This is a genomic window from Pseudoalteromonas lipolytica (genome assembly GCF_003515105.1).
In the GTDB taxonomy this organism is placed as follows: domain Bacteria; phylum Pseudomonadota; class Gammaproteobacteria; order Enterobacterales; family Alteromonadaceae; genus Pseudoalteromonas; species Pseudoalteromonas lipolytica.
Genome location: NZ_CP032090.1, coordinates 1,600,387 through 1,618,338 on the forward strand (window position 1 = coordinate 1,600,387; position 17,952 = coordinate 1,618,338).

Below are 17,952 nucleotides of genomic sequence, written 5' to 3' on the forward strand. Positions count from 1 at the left end.
CATTTTGTTGTCAAAACGTATTTGGCTGCCCATTTATTTGGGCAGCATTTTTTTAATACTAAAGATAGCTGCTTTGAGAGGATAGCTCAAAGTATTATCAAATACAGTGGCTAGGCCATTGAAAAATATAAGAATAAGCGGCAAAAAGCTTAGACAAATAGAGAAAACAACATGAACACACAGCCTAACACAGAATTTGATCCCATTCTCGTTGCCGATATTGGTGGCACTAATGCGCGTTTTGCCTTAATCACAGACTTTAACGAACAAACAAATCAATTCGTTATCGAGCAAAATCTTAAATTTCCAAGCGCAGATTTTGGTTCACTTGAAAGCGCCATATCACATTATTTTAATCATATTTCGTATGCAAAACCGTCGCGAGCATGTTTAGCCGTTGCGGGTCCAATTAAAGCTGGACAAGTACACCTTACTAACTTAGGTTGGCACTTTAGTGTTGCCGACCTTAAAAATGAATTTGCTTTTACGCAATTAGAAGTCATTAATGACTTTGCTGCTTTTGCGTATGCTGCACCTTATTTAGATGATTCAAAAAATGTCGCAGTGAAAGCTGGGCAAGCTGATGACAATGCAAATATTGCTGTCATGGGACCTGGTACGGGTTTTGGTGCTGCTTGTTTAGTGAGAACGTCGCAGGGCAGTGCTGTATTAAGCTGTGAAGCAGGACACATTACGCTTGCGGCAGTGACCGAACTTGACCGTGAGTTAATTAAAGAGCTTAAAAAGCAATTAAACCATGTATCTGTAGAAACTGTTTTCTCAGGTCCAGGCATTGCCCATTTATATCGCGCAATGGCCGCTGTTAAAGGTGTTGAAGCTAAAAACCTTGATGCAGCGCAAATAAGCGAGCTGGCAAGCACAGGCCAGTGCGAAGTATGCGAAGCCACACTTAACCAGTTCTGTGATTGGATTGGCAGTGTTGCGGGTGATCTTTCACTTACATTTGGCGCCTTAGGGGGTGTATTTATTGGTGGTGGGATTTTACCTCGTATGCAACAACGGTTATTATCTAGTCGATTTGTTGAGCGTTTTGCTGATAAAGGTATTATGTCGCAATATACGTCGCAAATCCCTGTTACGCTTGTAACACAAGACAACATTCCACTGGTTGGTGCTGCTGCGTGTTTACATGTAAATAGTAACGCGTAACCAAGGAGTGTCGTTGGATGAGTATCGGATGAAAAAAGTAACCATTAATAGTGTCGCCAGCTACGCCGGTGTTTCTAAAAAAACAGTGTCTCGTGTGCTCAATAATGAGCCAAACGTGAGTGATGCTACACGCGAAAAAGTACTAAAAGTATTTAAAGAGCTTGATTACACACCAAACCCTATCGCACGAGGGTTAGCGCAGAACCGTAGTTTTATTATTGGTTGCTTATACGATAATCCAAGTAAGAGTTATATCACGCGGGTACAAACAGGTGCGTTAGCTGCGTGTCATGAACACAATTATAATTTGTTGATTCACCCGTGTGAATTACGTGGTGAAGAGCTGATCAGTAATATAGAACAGTTACTTCAAACATCACGACTCGACGGGATTGTTCTAACGCCTCCATTTTCAGATTTTGCTGAACTTGTTACATTTTTAAAATCGAAAAAAATTCCGTATGCCCGTGTTGCATCAGCCGTGCTAGAGGATGATTCTATTTCTGTACGCAGTAATGATGAGCAAGGCGCTTTTGAAATAACAGAACATTTAATTAAGCTCGGCCACAAAGAAATTGCGTTTATTAAAGGTCACCCGGATCACAGTGCGACAGAGCAGCGCTTTAAAGGTTATCGTCGCGCACTTGCTACTAATGGCATTGAGTTTAACGAGCGTTTAGTCGAAGAGGGTAACTTTAGTTACCATTCAGGTGTTGATAGTGCGCGCACTATTTTAGATTTAAGCCCACGTCCGACTGCTGTTTTTGCATCAAATGATTACATGGCTGCTGCGGTCCTTAAATTAGCAACACAAATGCAGCTAAAAGTACCCGATGATATCTCGATAGCAGGGTTTGATAATGCCCCCATTGCGCGTCATATTTGGCCTGGTTTAACCACCATTGCTCAACCAGTCGAAGAAATGACACACCAAGCAGTAACACAATTAATTAGCCATATTAGTGAGCCACAGGAGTCACCATATCAAGTGACTTTGGAAGCAAAATTGATTACTCGTGAGTCAACGGCAGCAATTAAATAAATTTCATCTTGTTTTTCACAGTAGCCCGAAATTGAGTGACGCTTTTTCGGGCTTTTTTATTTGATCTATAAACCGTTCATATAAAACATCTAATATATTGTTTATTAATAAGTTAACTCTTATTAGTGTCATCATTCAATAAATCTCTTTCTCATGATTTTGCATGAATTCTATTCATACTAAGCTAAAATAGTACTGTTCATTATTTGGTCATTTTAAAAAATTAAACTAAATTTAACAGATAGGGTTGACACCGGTGTCACAGTCATGAGTTAATACAGTGACACCGGTGTCAGGTTGGTTGTGAGAGACAGCCTGCCAGCGTACCTTTGAACGGGTAAATCAAAGATGCTCAGTGCAATTATTTTCGTGGAGTCTTTAATTGTCACTGAGCCTTTATCCTCTAACTATAGAGATGAGTCGAATTTATATGTTGCATCCTCGTATTCAAGAAGTCACCGAACGCGTTATCGAACGCAGTAAAGAGACCCGCCAAGCTTATTTAGAGCGAATCGCGCACGCAAAAAAACAAACAAGAGTCCGTGCCGGTTTAGGTTGTGGTAATATCGCCCATGTTATGGCTGCCTGTAGCAGTGATGACAAAGCTCGTTTAAAAGCAGATGAGCAACCTAATTTAGCGATTATCAATTCTTATAACGACATGCTTTCAGCGCATGTGCCTTACAAAGATTATCCTGAAATCATCAAAAACCTTGCTACCAAGTATGATGCAACCGCTCAAGTTGCTGGTGGCGTACCAGCCATGTGTGACGGTGTTACGCAAGGTCGTGATGGTATGGAATTGTCATTGTTTTCACGCGATGTGATTGCAATGTCTACTGCGGTTTCTTTATCACATGATGTGTTCGACGGTGTTTTCTGTTTAGGTGTGTGTGACAAGATTGTCCCAGGGCTATTAATTGGTGCGTTATCTTTTGGTCACTTACCTACGTATTTCTTGCCAGCAGGGCCAATGCAGTCTGGCATCCCTAACAAAGAAAAAGCCCGTGTTCGTCAAAAGTTTGCTCAAGGTTTGGTTAGTCGTGAAGAGCTTTTAGAAGCTGAAAGCGCGTCATACCACAGTGCAGGTACTTGCACATTCTACGGCACGGCAAACTCTAACCAAATGTTAATGGAAATTATGGGTCTTCACCTTCCAGGTAGCTCATTCATTAACCCTTACACAGAGCTTCGTGATGGTTTAACAGGCCATGCTGTTGAAACAATGTTGAAACAGTTAATTGAAACGAAAGATGCAAACTGTCTAGCCGACGTCGTCAGTGAAAAAACGATCATTAATGGTCTTGTAGGCTTGCTTTCTACAGGTGGCTCTACAAACCACGCGATTCACTTAGTGGCTATTGCTAAAGCGGCAGGTGTGATCCTGACGTGGAAAGACATGTCTGACTTGTCAGAGGTTGTGCCTCTGCTTACACGTATCTACCCGAACGGTTCAGCCGATGTGAACCATTTCCAAGCCGCTGGCGGCATGGGCTTCTTAATGAAGCAGCTATTAAGCAAAGGCTACTTACATAACGATGTAAAAACCATAGTAGGTGATGGCTTAGAGGCCTATACAACTGAGCCAATGCTAGATAAAGATACTTCAGTGATCATGACGGATAGCTCAGGGCCAAGCAAAGTGAAATGGGTTGCATGTCCAGAAAAATCACACGACGAAGAAGTATTACGCCCAATTGATAATCCATTTAGCAAACAAGGTGGCTTACAACTATTAACGGGTAATCTGGGTAAAGCGGTTATTAAAGTATCAGCGGTTGCAGAGTCGCACCAAGTTGTATCTGCACCAGCTAAAGTATTCAGCTCGCAAGGTGAGCTACAAGAAGCGTACAGCCGTGGTGAACTTAACACCGACTTTATTGCTGTTTTAAAAGAGCAAGGGCCAAAAGCAAAAGGGATGCCTGAGCTTCATAAGCTCACACCTGTGATGGCAACGCTACAAGACCAAGGTTACAAAGTGGCTATCGTAACAGACGGCCGTATGTCGGGTGCGTCAGGTAAAGTGCCTGCAGCCATTCACTTAGCACCAGAAGCGGTTGAAGGTGGTGTGATTGCTAAAATTCACGAAGGTGATTTGATAACGCTTGATGCACCAGCGGGTGTATTAAAGGTGCATGTAAGTGATGAAGAATTAGCAAAACGTGAATTACAACTTAGCCAACCGAGCCAAACATACGGTACAGGCCGAGAGTTATTCGCAGGTTTCAGAAATATAGTAAGTAGTGCAGACCTTGGCGCAAGCGCCTTCGGTTTAGAATAATAATACGCCGTTACTGGGCTATGAGGAACATACAATGAGCATTGAGAAAATTTTATCATCGGCACCTGTGGTACCGGTTGTTGTAATCGAAAAACTTGAAGATGCAGCACCGCTAGCACGCGCGCTTTATAACGGCGGCTTAAAAGCATTAGAAATCACCTTGCGCACACCGATTGCGGCAGAGGCAGTAAAGCTAATGAAAGAAGCCGTACCAGAAGCATACGTAGGCACAGGTACTGTGGTTGATAAAGCGACATTTAATGCATCTGTTGAAGCCGGTGCTGACTTTATGGTGAGCCCAGGTGTAAACGACGAATTATTAGCACTGGCTAAAGAGTCTGACATTCCATTTTTACCCGGTGCCGCAACCCCCAGTGAAGTAATGAAGTTAGTAAGCCATGGCTTTAAGTTCTTAAAGTTTTTCCCTGCAGAAGCAGCGGGCGGCACCGCGATGCTCAAATCAATTGGCGGTCCTTTACCGCAAGTGACTTTTTGCCCTACAGGTGGCATTAGCCTTGAAACCGCACCTAACTACCTTGCATTAAGCAATGTTATTTGTGTGGGTGGTACGTGGATGTTAGATAAACAACTTATTGAAAACAAAGACTGGCAAGCCATTGAAGCGCTTGCTCGCCAAGCAAGTGAAGTAAAATAATTAACGGGAGATATTAGAATGATTAATGTTGCAATTAATGGCTATGGACGTATCGGTCGTAACGTATTACGTGCCCTTTATGAGTCAGCTCAAAACAACGAAATCAAAATCGTTGCCATCAACGATTTAGCACCAGCAAATGTTAACGCGCATTTAACGCAATTTGACTCAGTACATGGTCAATTTTCTCAAAAAGTAACACTTGCTGAAAACACCATGTTAATTGGTAACGACGAAATTACCCTAACACAAGAGCGTGATCCTGCCAACTTACCGTGGAAAGCACTAAATGTAGATATCGTTTTAGAATGTACTGGCTTATTCACATCGCGCGAAGCTGCTGCAAAGCACATTGAAGCGGGCGCTAAAAAAGTGATCGTATCTGCACCCGGTACTGATATGGATGCGACGGTTGTTCATGGTGTGAACAGCGACGTATTAAACGCTGACAGCAACATCATTTCAAACGCATCGTGTACAACAAACTGTCTAGCGCCAATTGCAAAAGCAATCAACGACACAGTGGGTATTGAGCAAGGTAGCATGACAACCATTCATGCTTATACAAATGATCAAAATCTATCTGACGTTTATCACCCAGACTTATACCGTGCGCGTAGTGCGACACAGTCAATGATCCCAACGAAAACAGGGGCTGCTAAAGCCGTTGGTTTAGTACTTCCTGAACTTGCGGGTAAACTTGACGGTATGGCAGTGCGTGTACCGACAATTAACGTGTCTTTAGTAGACTTAACATTTGTTGCTAAGCGTGAAACAACAGCCGCTGAAATCAACGAAGTAGTTAAAGCCGCATCAGAAGGTGCAATGCAAGGTATTCTTGAGTACAACGAATTACCGCTTGTTTCTATCGACTTTAACCACAATCCAGCGTCTTCAATATTCGATTCTACGCAAACTAAAGTAGATGGTAAGCTTGTTAAAGTGATGGCTTGGTACGACAATGAGTGGGGTTTCTCAAACCGCATGCTAGACCAAGTTAAAGCGCTAGGTAAGTTCTTATAATAGAACCGTAAAAGTTTAAGCTTTATCCAACAAAGTCACGTTTATCGTGGCTTTTTTGGTTTTTGCTAGAAAAAACATTTTATTCGCAGTATCGTGTTGTTTACCAATATTTCAGGGAAAAATAATGAATAAAGTATTGCCAATACTATGTTTACTCATAGCATCCTGTGGCTCAACCACAACTAATAACTATCCTGACTTTACTCTCCCCAAAGACGTTTTGTTACAAGCAAAAGACGACTTTAGACGTTCTGATGATAAAATTTTATTTTTGTTGATGGTCAATCAAACGGGTGATTTAGTTAAGGTAAGGGTATTGGATAATAAATTACAAAATAAGCAATTTTTGAATATGTTCAAGAAGAATATGTACAACCTTAAATACCCAAAAGCAGATAAAAGTGATCCTGAATTCAGGGAGTTTGTTTTACCATTCGGTGTAAAAACTGAAGTCGAATTCTATGGTTAAATACATCGAGGGACGAACAATGAAAAATATCCTGCTACCGCTTCTACTTAGTGCACTTGCAATGCTTCCTAGTTATACATTCGCTTCTCAAGAGGCGCAGCAACTCGCTGTTTGCCTAACTGATTCACTCAACGGTAAGGAACGTAAGAACCTTGCCAAGTGGATTTATCTGGGTATGTCGACTCACAGTATTATCAAACCTTTCTCAAACGTGACAGAACAAGATATCGATGATACCAATCGCTATGTTGGCGCATTAGTTACGCGCTTATTAACCGAAGACTGCCCAAAGCAAGCAAAAGCCGCTATTGATGTCGGTGGGCAAGGGGCAATGGAAAATGCATTTCGTCTTGTTGGTGAAGTTGCAATGCAAGAATTAATGACAGAGCCCAGTGTTGGTAATGCTTTGGGCGCATTTGATAAATACCTTGATCAAGAAAAGTTTGATAAAGCATTTCAATAGATTTCTATCGGGAAGTCGATACCTAAATAGGGAAGTTAATGTATCAAAAATTTAAATCGTTATTAGGCAACAGCGTTTATAAATCAATCGCGCTTGTTCTCGTTATACTTCTGGCTGGCCCAGAGTTAATGATAGGTTACGAGTTAATGGCGTTAGTTGAAATTTTAGGCCCAACCACATTTGTGCTTATACATTTAGTTGGTATCAAGCTTTATTTTTATAAATTTAAACAGCTTTTTTTACGCTTTGAGTCGCATAGTGCCTTGTTTTTGCCAACATTTAAGCAGCTTAAAACAATGCCAACTTTGCTGTATCACATACTACCAGAGCGCACTTTCATCGCGAGTTTTTTACTTAGTGTTGCAGTAGGCTGCGCTCAAATAACATATTCCGCTTTCGTGTTTTAATGTCGCGTTGGCTAATTCAATTACCCATTTTTACGCATAATTGTCTGTGCTATGCTGCGACAAATTATTAAATGGATTTTAGATGATGTCTCGTATTTGTAAGCGACTCTTCCGTGCTGAGCAGTTTCACATCGGCGAGGGTAATATTAGTGGCTATATTGCCTGTTTTTTAGCGATGTTATCGTGTTTAGGTGTATTGGCTTTTCACTTCCCTGAATACCTTACAACCCCAGAATTACGACAAAGTTACAGTGTCGAATTTTTACGTCAGTTAATGTTTGTGGCACTGATTATTTCAGGCAGTTTAGGACTGTTGAACTTTGTCCGTAATACCAATAAACGACTGGGGGCAACTGCTTGGGTATTGATAACGGTGGCGATTGCGTTTGGTGGTCCTAACGTTGAAGTGGGCGACTTTAGGGATAACACGCCGTATTTAGGGCTTGATTGGTTTATTCTTGATTTACTCGGCTCTACGCTTATTTTTATCCTTATTGAAAAATTATTACCGCATCGCAAAGAGCAAAAGATTTTACGTTCTGAGTGGCAAGGGGATTTAAATCATTTCTTTATTAATCATTTAATTATTGGCTTTGTACTGCTTGCAACGAACCAGTTTGTTCACCATGCGTTTGGGTGGGCAGTGTCTGAGACTGTACAAGGCTTTATTGTGCAAATGCCGTTTGTTCTACAACTGTTTTTGATTATTTTAGTGGCTGATTTAATGCAGTATTTTGTTCATAAAGCTTATCATGAAGTGCCATTGCTTTGGCGTTTTCATGCTGTGCATCACAGTGCAAAAGAAATGGATTGGTTAGCGGGATCTCGTCAGCATATTTTAGAAATTTTAGTGACTCGCAGCTTAGTGCTTACGCCTATTTTCGTGCTTGGTTTTCCTTCTGATGTCATTAGTCTTTACGTGATCATTGTTGGTTTTCAGGCGGTATTTAACCACGCCAATGTGAGGGTTAAATTTGGGTGGTTGAAATATATCATTGTGACACCACAATTTCACCATTGGCATCATTCATCAGATAAAGCCGCAATTGATAGAAACTATGCCGCGCACTTCTCGTTTTTAGATTACGTACTTGGCACGGCGGTAAAAGGGCAAGCCGAGTGGCCTGATAAATACGGTGTGGTGGGTGATTACATGCCAGAAGGTATGCTCAAACAGCAGTTGTTTCCGTTTAAAAAGCAAAAATAAAGCCTCAACGAGGCCTTATTTTTATAACCGGTTTAATACTTCGCTAAAGCTGGGTCGCTGTATAGCTGCTACGCGTAAGCAATCTGTAGCGATGGCGGCAAGTTGTTCGGTAATGGCGTTCTCGTTGCTGACGACTGTGAGTAAGTCTTCAATAAAATAACCAAGCGCACGTATTTCTATGCCGTGTATGCATTGCTGCTGATACGGCACTAACTGTGACAAGTCGGTTGCTGCGCCAAAGTCGCCAAAAAGTAAGTCAGCGTTGTCGTTTATCATGCTGTTATGCGCATAGATGTCACCATGGCTGACATGGTTTTTGTGCAAATGCGCCAGTGTGCTGCTCATTTGTTTCACAACCTTTAGCACAAACTCAGGGCTATATTGGCAGCCATTTTCAAAGGTATCGCGAGTACAAGTGTCAAACGACGGTGGTAAACCGAGATTCCTGAAACCTTCACCAATCAGCTCCATGACTAAACCTAATTGTGATGGCTCATTTATATAGCCAAGTGCTTTGATTAGGTTCGGGTGCTCGTTTGCTTGTAAGCAACAATTTAACTCATCTAGTGGGTAGCCATCGCTGGTTATATTGCCTTTAAATAACTTAAGGGCAATAGGGCGCTGCTGCCATTGTGCTAAATGAATAAACCCCGAGGCACCTTGGCCAATTTGCTGTTTTACATCTAGTTCATCTAAGCCAATTTCAGAAAATTGCTCAGACTTTAGAGAATCTGAACGATTAAAATCATTGCCCGAAAATGCAAGCCACGCAAGTTTGGGCAGTTCAAGCAACCAGTTATCAATGTTAGAAAGCCTATTGGCACTTAAGCGAACCAATTCAAGCTCGTGGCAAGCACTCATTGACTCTGGTAGGGCCGTTAACTGATTACCGGCTAACGCTAATTTTTTTAGTTTACGGTACTCACCAAATGATTCAGGCAACGCTTTGATTTGGTTATCGGTTAAAATTAGCCATTCGATATTGCGTGGTAAGCTGTGCTCGGCAAACTCGCAAATTTGATTCCCTTTAAACGCCACCATGATTAAATTTGGGCATTGCTTTAGTACTTTCGGAATGTGCTTAAACTGATTAAATGATAAAAACAAACGCTTTAAGTTTTTTAGCGTGTGGAAATCATCAGGTAGGTCGCTTAATTGATTATTCGATAAATCGAGAATTTCTAATGTGTTGGCGAGGGTGTAAATTTCTTTTGGAAAATCAGTCAGTGCTTCTACGAGTTGCAGGCGAGTACAGCCTTGTAAAGCGCCTGATTTTAACTCTTCGAGGGTATTCAAAATTAAGTCCATGTGTTCAGGCCAACATAGTTGGCCTTGTTAATTAAAACTGTGCGTTGTGGTAAACGTTTTGTACGTCGTCGCACTCTTCTAGCATTGATAAAAAACGTTCCATTACTTCAACGTCTTCGCCTTCAATTGGTGCTTCAACTTGTGGTACGAAAGCAATGAGATCTTCATCGAAGTCGCTAATGCCCATTTCTTCAAGTGCAGTGCGCGTATTGTTGTATTCTGTGTGCGGTGCAAATACAGTGATTTTACCGTTTTCAAGTTCAACATCCGTCACATCGACATCGGCCATCATCAATGCTTCTAATACGGCTTCATCATCGTCGCCATCGAATACAAAAATAGCGAGGTGGTCAAACATATGCGATACCGAGTTTTGTGCGCCAATTTTGGCGTTTGCTTTGGTAAAGCACACACGTACGTCGGCAAAAGTACGTTTGTTATTGTCTGTTAAACAGTCAACTATGATCATGCAGTTGCCTGGGCCATACCCTTCATAGCGGGTCGCAACATAATCTTCGCCGCCACCCCCTTTGGCTTTATCGATTGCACGCTCGATTACATGCGTAGGAACTTGGTCTTTCTTTGCGCGCTCGATTAAACGGCGCAGCGCTAAGTTGCCATCAGGGTCTACACCGCCATTCTTAGCGCAGATATAAATTTCTTTACCGTACTTAGAATAAACTTTGGTTTTAGCACCCGCAGTTTTAGCCATTGAATCTTTTTTATTTTGGTAAGCTCTTCCCATCTGCGTGTTGCCTTTTTGTTTTAGTGAAAATTAAAGCGGCTATTCTAATCATTTAGCGCGCTAGTTAACAGTTTTTATTCTTCACTCTGTTGTAATTGCCACATTCGGGCATACTCGCCATTCGCTGCGAGGAGCTGCTGATGTTGACCCTGCTCAACCACTTTACCATTTTGCATTACAATGATTTTATCGGCATCTGTAATGGTTGATAAGCGGTGCGCAATAACAAGACTGGTGTGTTTTTTAGCCACTTCACGCATGGCGCTCAGAATAGCTTGTTCTGAATGTGAATCGAGAGCCGAGGTTGCTTCATCAAACACTAAAATCGGTGAGCCTTTCAAAATTGCGCGAGCAATAGCTATGCGTTGTTTTTCGCCCCCCGATACTTTTAAACCACGATCACCAACGAGTGTTTGATCGCCCTTATCAAGACTTGCAATAAAACTATCAAGGTGCGCAAGTGAGATCGCGTGATCAATCTCAGCCTCGCTTGCTTGGGGGTTACCGTAAGCTATGTTATCGCGAATTGTGGTGTTAAATAACACGGTGTCTTGCGGCACAATAGCAATTGCTTGTCGTAAACTTTCTAGAGTAACCGTATTAATTGCTTGGTCATCAATATAAATGTTTCCTGCATCGACATCATAAAACCGATAAAGCAGGCGGCTTAAGGTACTTTTACCAGCTCCACTGGCACCCACAATGGCGACTTTACTGCCAGCTGCTACCTCAAAGCTTAATTGCTTTAAGATAGGGCGTTGCTTGTCGTAACTAAATGACACATTGTCGAAGCGAATAGCTGCGTTGTGTAATTTCAGCGGTGTGGCATGTGTATCATCGCTTATTGCTGCTTTTCTATTTAAAAGCCCGAGCATGTTTTCGAGGTCGGTGAGTGCACGGCGGATTTCTCGGTACACAAAGCCTAAAAAGTTGAGCGGTAAAAATAACTGAATCATGTAGGCATTAATCATGACCAGCTCACCAATACTCAACTTTTTATTGACAACATCGCTGGCGCCCAGCCACATTAGTGCCGTTATGGCCGCAGCAATAATAAGTGCTTGTCCTGAATTAAGCGCAAGCAACGACATGCGGTTTTTAAGTCGCGCTTGTTCCCATTTAGCGAGAAAACTGTCGTAGGTGTTTGCTTCAAACTGTTCATTATTAAAATATTTTACTGTTTCGTAATTAAGTAAACTGTCGATTGCACGGGTATTCGAATTATTATCAGCAGCATTTGCTTCACGAATAAATCGGTTGCGCCACTGAGTGACAACAACAGTAAAGACAATATAAGTTGCAACGGCCACGAGGGTCACTAAAGCAAACCACGCAGAGAATAGGGTGGCAAAAATAATCGCCACAGTCATAATTTCAAATAAAGTGGGCACAATATTAAACATTAAAAAGCGCATTAAAAAGCTAAGTCCATTGGTGCCTCGCTCAATGTCGCGACTAATACCGCCGGTTTGTCTGTCTAAATGAAAAGCCAATTCGAGGTTATGTAAATGTTTAAACACTTTTAGACCGATATGACGCATTGCGTGTTCTGTTACGCGTCCAAAAAGGGCATCACGTATTTCGCCAAAAAACACACTCGCAAAACGAAGTAAACCATAGGCCACTAATAGGGCAACAGGCACACTTAAAATAGGGTGAATATTGGCATCAACGGCGTCGATAATTTCTTTTAGAGCCCAAGGCATCAATAATGTCGCGCCTTTAGCAGCAATCAGTGCTAATACTGCTAAAGTAACTCTTCCTTTAAACGTCATTAAATAGGGCCACAGTGTTTTAATGCTTTGTGACAAATTCATAGCATCAGGGGATTTTGTAACCTGTTCTCGACGGCTCATTCCACGCATGGGGGTCTCTTAGAATTAATTTAATAAAAATAGGCAAACATATCGGTATTTTAGGAAAGTGAAAATGCAGCTTTACCTCTATACTGGTGACAGTATACATGAGAGCATTAACATGTAGTTAAATACAAACGTAAACACGAAGAAAGTAAAGGAGTAATCATGAAAACCATTGGTTATGCAGCACATGCCTCAGAAAAACCTTTAGAGCCGTATCATTTTGAACGTCGTGCACTTCGTGACGAAGATGTCTCGATTGAAATCCTTTATTGTGGTGTGTGTCATTCAGATTTACACACTGCAGAAAATGATTGGGGATGGACTCAGTACCCCGTTGTGCCAGGTCATGAAATTGTAGGCCGTGTTCTTGAAGTAGGCAGCGGCGTTACTAAGTACAAAGTAGGCGATCATGTTGCGGTAGGTTGCATGGTTGATAGTTGCCTGAGTTGTGACCAATGTCATCAGGGTGAAGAGCAGTTTTGCCGTGAAGGCATGGTTGGCACTTATTCTGGTCAAGACCGAATTAGCGGTGAATTAACCCAAGGCGGCTATTCAAAACACATCGTGGTGCGTGAAGAGTTTGTATTACGTGTACCAAAAGGTTTAGATTTAGCTAAATGCGCACCTATTTTATGTGCAGGTATCACAACCTATTCACCACTTCGTACTTGGAATGTGGGTCCGGGCAGTCGTGTGGCTGTAATCGGCTTAGGTGGTTTAGGCCACATGGCAATTAAAATTGCAGCGGCAATGGGCGCACATGTGACGGCTATTAGCCGTAGCGATAAGAAAAAACAGCAGGTGCTATCGTATGGCGCAAAAGAGTTATTAGTCTCAAGCGACGAAGCGGCGATGCAAGCACATGCTAATCAATTTGATCTCATTATAAATACCATACCTGTAAAGCATGACTTTACACCTTACATGCCATTACTTGATATTGATGGTACGCAAGTCTTGGTTGGTCAAGTGGGTGAGCTTGCTGAGTCAAACTCAGTTCCAATGTTATTGGGGCGCCGTCGTGTTGCCGGTTCATTGATTGGAGGGATAGCGCAAACACAAGAGATCTTAGATTTCTGTGCCTTACATAATATTCTTCCGGAAGTTGAAATGATCAAAATGGACGAAATTAATGATGCCTTCGATAAATTAAAACAAGGTGATATGGCCTCACGTTTTGTCATTGATATGTCATCATTAGACGTGTGATAACAACGCAGTAAGTTGACACTAAAACGCGAGCCTCTTTAGGCTCGCTTTTATGTGTTTAATGACTTGTTTTTTATTTTTTAACCCTCATTATAGAGGGGTTATCCGCTTAATTTATTGGTTTCTCTTTGTTACGGTTTTTTTCAGTCATTATATTGCTATTTACTGTGCTTTTTAGTGCACAGAGCTTAGCTGCGCCTTCGACTGATTCGCCACTGGTTGCCACTAAATTTTATCAGCTTGAGTTAACTAAACCCCCTATCATTGCCCATAAACAGGTTATTGTTCATCCAAAGCCTTTAGAAAAGTCGGGTTTTGATACTTTATTACCCCGACTTACAGCCAGTAATTCATCCTTATTTCTTTACCATAGTCAGGTAGATCCTGATTATGAGTTATTGATTGAGTTTTTCGCTGAAAACTGGGGTAAAGCACATTTCTTAGCACCTCCTAAAAGAGCACAGACTGTTCCTTGGTTTGCTATTACGAGTGCGCGAAAATCACGTATTAGTGGCTGGAAAGACGCTAATCTTATTTATAAAGCCCGCGCTACATACCACAGCTAAACGACTTCCTTCGTCATTTTTTTATTTTAGGAATTAATTTTACCGGCTTAATAGAGTCGGAAGGAAGTCTTGTATGTCAAAGAAACAAAAGCCGACGTTTTGGCGTCGACTAAAAATGAGCTATGCCGCTATGATAGCTGCCTGTATTTTATTAGCTATCAGTGCGTTACCTAATTTATACCCAAATAAATCGTGGTTACACATCGAGCAACCTGAACAGGTTGTATCACTGCAAATGGTGACTAATTCGCTAAATCAACAGGGTTTTAAGGTAGACAAAGCGAATGATTCAGCTAATCAGTTGGCTATTTTATTAAATGAGCCAACACAAAGTGCCAATGCGCTGAGCTTTATTAAAACAGCGTACCCCACCTTAAATAGCAAAATTGTTGAGCATGCCACAAGCCCTCAATGGTTACAGCAGTTAGGCTTATCGCCAATAAAGCTCGGGCTAGATTTAAACGGTGGCGTGCTATTCGTGCTTGATGTTGATTTAGATAAAGCGATGCAAGAGCACCTAAGTAGTGTCTATCAACAAACTAAGTTAGTACTTCGCAAAGAGAAAGTACGCGGCATTCGTGCCAGTGAAGTGAAAGGCGGCATTGAACTGCACGTTTTACCCAGTGCTGAAAATAACCTGGCTGGCTTAGTCGCCACGTTACAAGCGCAATTTAAAGGCCTCGTGCAAACTAAATCAACCAGTAATAATTTAACCACGGCGTTTTTGCATTTTGATGAGCAAAGCCGCAGTGAGTTTGATAAACAAGTGATGGCGCAGAGCTTAACAACATTACGAGGACGTATTGAAGAGCTCGGTATTACTGAAGCGGTAACACAGAGACAAGGCAAGCAGCGTATCCGCATAGAGTTACCCGGTGTGCAAGACCCCGCAGAGGCAAAGCGGATCATTGGTGCGACAGCAACCCTTGATTTTTATCAGGTTGTTGAAGTAGGTGGCAAAGCCTTTAATGTACAAGGTGGCGGAGTTGTTAACCTTAACCCTGTCGCTATTTTTTCGGGGGACCATATTAATAACGCTAATGTGGGCAAAGATGAGTGGGGGAAACCGCTTGTTCAGTTGAGTTTAGATTCGCAAGGTGGCGATGCAATGTCTGCTTTTTCAAAACGCAACATTGGTAAACCCATGGCCACTGTTTACTCAGAGTATTCGCGAAACGCCAACGGCGAAGTGATTAAAAAAAGTGAAGTGATTAATATCGCCAATATTGCTCAACATTTAAGTTCACGTTTTAGTATCACCAATATGAAAAGCCCACAAGCGGCCTACGATTTAGCATTGTTATTGCGTGCAGGTTCGCTCACAGCACCCGTTACAATAGTTCAAGAGCAAACGATAGGGCCAAGCTTAGGTGCTGAGAATATTGAGCATGGCCTTGCTGCATTAATGCTGGGTATAGGCATTACTCTTGCTTTTATGGCGCTGTGGTATCGCCGCTTAGGGCTTATTGCCAATATTGCTTTATTACTTAATTTAACGGCACTAGTGGGGTTAATGTCATTATTACCGGGCGTTGTACTCACGCTACCTGGCATTGCGGGCTTAGTGTTGACCATAGGTATGGCCGTTGATACTAATGTGATTATTTTCGAGCGTATTAAAGAAGAAAAACGCAAAGGTAGACCCACCTATCAAGCCATTGAGCAGGGTTATAATCAAGCATTTTCCACCATTTTTGACGCAAACGTAACAACCATGATTACGGCGATTATTTTGTATGCAGTCGGGTATGGCCCCGTCAAAGGATTTGCCATTACGTTAGCACTTGGCTTACTCACCAGTGTGTTCACCGGTGTGTATATTTCAAAAGCACTTAGCCAAACACTGTATATTAAATTAACGAATTTAGCGGGGGCAAAAGCATGAGCTGGTCTACATTAACAGCAGCAAGTAAAGCGCGCGTTTTAGGATTACTTCTAAGCTGTGCGCTAGTGATAAGTAGCCTTGGGGTGTTATCGGCTAAAGGGTTAAACTTTGGACTTGATTTTACAGGGGGCTATATCACAGATATTAGCACCGAATCGGTTACCTCGATTGCAGACTTAACAGCAAAGTTAAGCCCTGAGGTCGTCGATAAACTAATAATAAGCAAAGCAGGCGATCATCACTTTGTTTTAAGACAAGCCCCAGACCTTAATACAACGGCTAATTGGCAGGCAGAGCTTAGCCAGCAAGGCATTGACTTTAAAGTGCTTTCAACTTCATTTTTAGGGTCTCAAGTGGGTGATGAGTTATTTGAGCAAGGTTGTTTAGCACTTTTTGCCGCACTTATCGCAATTATGGTGTATTTAGCCGTGCGTTTTGAATGGCGACTGGCTGTGGGCTCAGTGGTCGCACTATTACATGACTTAATTTTGGTGCTAGGTTTGTTTTCGTTATTAGGGCTTGAGTTTAATTTAACCGTGCTGGCGAGTTTATTAGCAATTATTGGTTACTCATTAAATGACTCAATCATTGTTGGCGACAGAGTCAGGGAGCTTTTACGTATTCAATCAGGTAGTCAGCGCATTGATACTCATGTGGTGATCAACGATGCAATACGCTCTACACTCACTCGCACATTAATTACCTCAGGTACAACACTTGCGACCATCGCATGTATATGGCTGTTAGCCGGTGCTGCATTAACCGGGTTCGCGATTGCCTTATTTGTCGGCATTGTGGTGGGAACATTTTCATCAATTTGTATTGCTGCCACGTTACCGCAGTTATTGGGTCTGAGTAGCGATAATTACACGCAAACTTTAGATGATAAAACCCAAGCTTACATTGATATGCCTTAACCACACTTGCGCAGGGTTAATCATGATTAACCCTGCGCTTTTTTAAACTTAGCACGCGCAATATAAAGCACCAATCAGATAAGCTAATGAGCTATTGCTAACATATTCAAACCATATCAGTTCAGTTACAAAAATCGTAAAACAGGGTAGAATGCGCATTTTACGTTTTAGCTGCTTTGATATGAATAAAACACACGTTATAGAACACCTTCGTTTCGCCTTAGAATCGCAATTACACCGTGCTAAAGAAGCGGCAAAAGCGGCTCATGATGCTGCCACCCATGAAGAAAGTGTGGCCGAAACTCAATACGACACCCTAGGATTAGAGGCGGCCTATTTAGCTCAAGGTCAAGCTGAACGAGTGAATGAATGTTACCGTGATATTCAAGCGTTTAATACGGTATTCAAAGAAACAGAATTTCCGAAAGTTCGCGAAGGGGCATTGGTCTCTCTTATTGATGATCAAGACCAGCAAAAATGGTTCTTTATTGGTCCAAGTTCTGGTGGCTTATCAGTGACAGTTAAAGAGCACACGATTTATGTTGTGACTCGCGAAGCACCTTTAGGTAAAAAATTGCTTGGTAAAAAAGTGGATGACGAAGTCGAACTTGTCATAGGCGACAAAAAGCAGTTTTATACCATTGATAAGTTAATTTAAACACACTGATTTTTAATTAGTAAATTTCATCTTTAAGTGAAAAATATCTCGTTGGTAACTCCTCGCAAAACACTCTATAAATCAC

17 protein-coding genes are annotated in these 17,952 nt (G+C 41.8%); 14 read left to right on the forward strand and 3 right to left on the reverse strand.

All coding sequences use genetic code 11. The annotated features are described in order from the left end of the window. The first annotated feature begins 171 nt into the window (after positions 1 to 171). The 9 genes from glk to D0907_RS07320 all read left to right on the forward strand — a co-directional run bounded on the left by glk (position 172) and on the right by D0907_RS07320 (position 8,717). Entirely contained in the window at positions 172 to 1,170 is a 999-nt protein-coding gene (gene glk, locus D0907_RS07280) for a glucokinase (protein WP_065979840.1), read from the forward strand. Between the two features lie 28 nt (positions 1,171 to 1,198). After that, positions 1,199 to 2,212 carry a LacI family DNA-binding transcriptional regulator gene (locus D0907_RS07285; RefSeq protein ID WP_036968823.1) on the forward strand — a complete coding sequence of 338 codons (1,014 nt, stop codon included), beginning with the start codon at positions 1,199 to 1,201 and terminating at the stop codon, positions 2,210 to 2,212. A gap of 430 nt (positions 2,213 to 2,642) precedes the next feature. After that, entirely contained in the window at positions 2,643 to 4,493 is a 1,851-nt protein-coding gene (edd, locus tag D0907_RS07290; RefSeq protein ID WP_065979841.1) for a phosphogluconate dehydratase, read from the forward strand. Positions 4,494 to 4,527: 34 nt separating this feature from the next. Next, on the forward strand, positions 4,528 to 5,148 hold the full coding sequence (locus D0907_RS07295) for a bifunctional 4-hydroxy-2-oxoglutarate aldolase/2-dehydro-3-deoxy-phosphogluconate aldolase (RefSeq protein WP_036968816.1): 621 nt from the start codon (positions 4,528 to 4,530) through the stop codon (positions 5,146 to 5,148). An 18-nt stretch (positions 5,149 to 5,166) separates the two neighbouring features. Further along, positions 5,167 to 6,171 carry a type I glyceraldehyde-3-phosphate dehydrogenase gene (gap, locus tag D0907_RS07300; RefSeq protein WP_036968813.1) on the forward strand — a complete coding sequence of 335 codons (1,005 nt, stop codon included), beginning with the start codon at positions 5,167 to 5,169 and terminating at the stop codon, positions 6,169 to 6,171. Between the two features lie 124 nt (positions 6,172 to 6,295). After that, positions 6,296 to 6,640 carry a hypothetical protein gene (locus D0907_RS07305; protein ID WP_075593638.1) on the forward strand — a complete coding sequence of 115 codons (345 nt, stop codon included), beginning with the start codon at positions 6,296 to 6,298 and terminating at the stop codon, positions 6,638 to 6,640. Between the two features lie 19 nt (positions 6,641 to 6,659). After that, positions 6,660 to 7,103: a hypothetical protein gene (locus D0907_RS07310; RefSeq protein WP_118844217.1), complete on the forward strand. Its 444-nt coding sequence runs from the start codon at positions 6,660 to 6,662 to the stop codon at positions 7,101 to 7,103. A 38-nt stretch (positions 7,104 to 7,141) separates the two neighbouring features. Next, positions 7,142 to 7,510: a hypothetical protein gene (locus D0907_RS07315; protein WP_075593637.1), complete on the forward strand. Its 369-nt coding sequence runs from the start codon at positions 7,142 to 7,144 to the stop codon at positions 7,508 to 7,510. Between the two features lie 82 nt (positions 7,511 to 7,592). Then, positions 7,593 to 8,717: a sterol desaturase family protein gene (locus D0907_RS07320; RefSeq protein ID WP_075593636.1), complete on the forward strand. Its 1,125-nt coding sequence runs from the start codon at positions 7,593 to 7,595 to the stop codon at positions 8,715 to 8,717. A 21-nt stretch (positions 8,718 to 8,738) separates the two neighbouring features. Here the strand turns inward: D0907_RS07320 and D0907_RS07325 are convergent, their stop codons facing one another. From D0907_RS07325 to D0907_RS07335, 3 genes are all read right to left on the reverse strand, one after another. Beyond that, entirely contained in the window at positions 8,739 to 10,025 is a 1,287-nt protein-coding gene (locus tag D0907_RS07325; protein ID WP_231387322.1) for a leucine-rich repeat-containing protein kinase family protein, read from the reverse strand. A 31-nt stretch (positions 10,026 to 10,056) separates the two neighbouring features. Continuing rightward, positions 10,057 to 10,770: a YebC/PmpR family DNA-binding transcriptional regulator gene (locus D0907_RS07330; RefSeq protein ID WP_036968801.1), complete on the reverse strand. Its 714-nt coding sequence runs from the start codon at positions 10,768 to 10,770 to the stop codon at positions 10,057 to 10,059. 74 nt (positions 10,771 to 10,844) lie between these two features. Next, positions 10,845 to 12,587: an ABCB family ABC transporter ATP-binding protein/permease gene (locus D0907_RS07335; protein ID WP_118844794.1), complete on the reverse strand. Its 1,743-nt coding sequence runs from the start codon at positions 12,585 to 12,587 to the stop codon at positions 10,845 to 10,847. Between the two features lie 207 nt (positions 12,588 to 12,794). Here D0907_RS07335 and D0907_RS07340 point away from each other — a divergent pair, with 207 nt between their 5' ends. From D0907_RS07340 to D0907_RS07360, 5 genes are all read left to right on the forward strand, one after another. Beyond that, a complete protein-coding gene (locus D0907_RS07340; protein WP_036968798.1) occupies positions 12,795 to 13,841 on the forward strand; it encodes an NAD(P)-dependent alcohol dehydrogenase in 1,047 nt (348 codons plus the stop codon). 128 nt (positions 13,842 to 13,969) lie between these two features. Further along, positions 13,970 to 14,407, forward strand: a complete 438-nt coding sequence (locus D0907_RS07345) for a hypothetical protein (RefSeq protein WP_036968795.1) — start codon at positions 13,970 to 13,972, stop codon at positions 14,405 to 14,407. Between the two features lie 73 nt (positions 14,408 to 14,480). Continuing rightward, positions 14,481 to 16,292 carry a protein translocase subunit SecD gene (secD, locus tag D0907_RS07350; RefSeq protein ID WP_065979847.1) on the forward strand — a complete coding sequence of 604 codons (1,812 nt, stop codon included), beginning with the start codon at positions 14,481 to 14,483 and terminating at the stop codon, positions 16,290 to 16,292. Then, positions 16,289 to 17,209, forward strand: coding sequence for a protein translocase subunit SecF (secF, locus tag D0907_RS07355; protein ID WP_075593635.1), 921 nt, complete (start codon positions 16,289 to 16,291; stop codon positions 17,207 to 17,209). The genes secD and secF overlap by 4 nt, the downstream gene beginning before the upstream one ends. A gap of 181 nt (positions 17,210 to 17,390) precedes the next feature. After that, positions 17,391 to 17,867 (forward strand): GreA/GreB family elongation factor, encoded by a 477-nt coding sequence (locus tag D0907_RS07360; protein WP_036969237.1) that lies wholly within the window; start codon positions 17,391 to 17,393, stop codon positions 17,865 to 17,867. Positions 17,868 to 17,952: the final 85 nt, after the last annotated feature.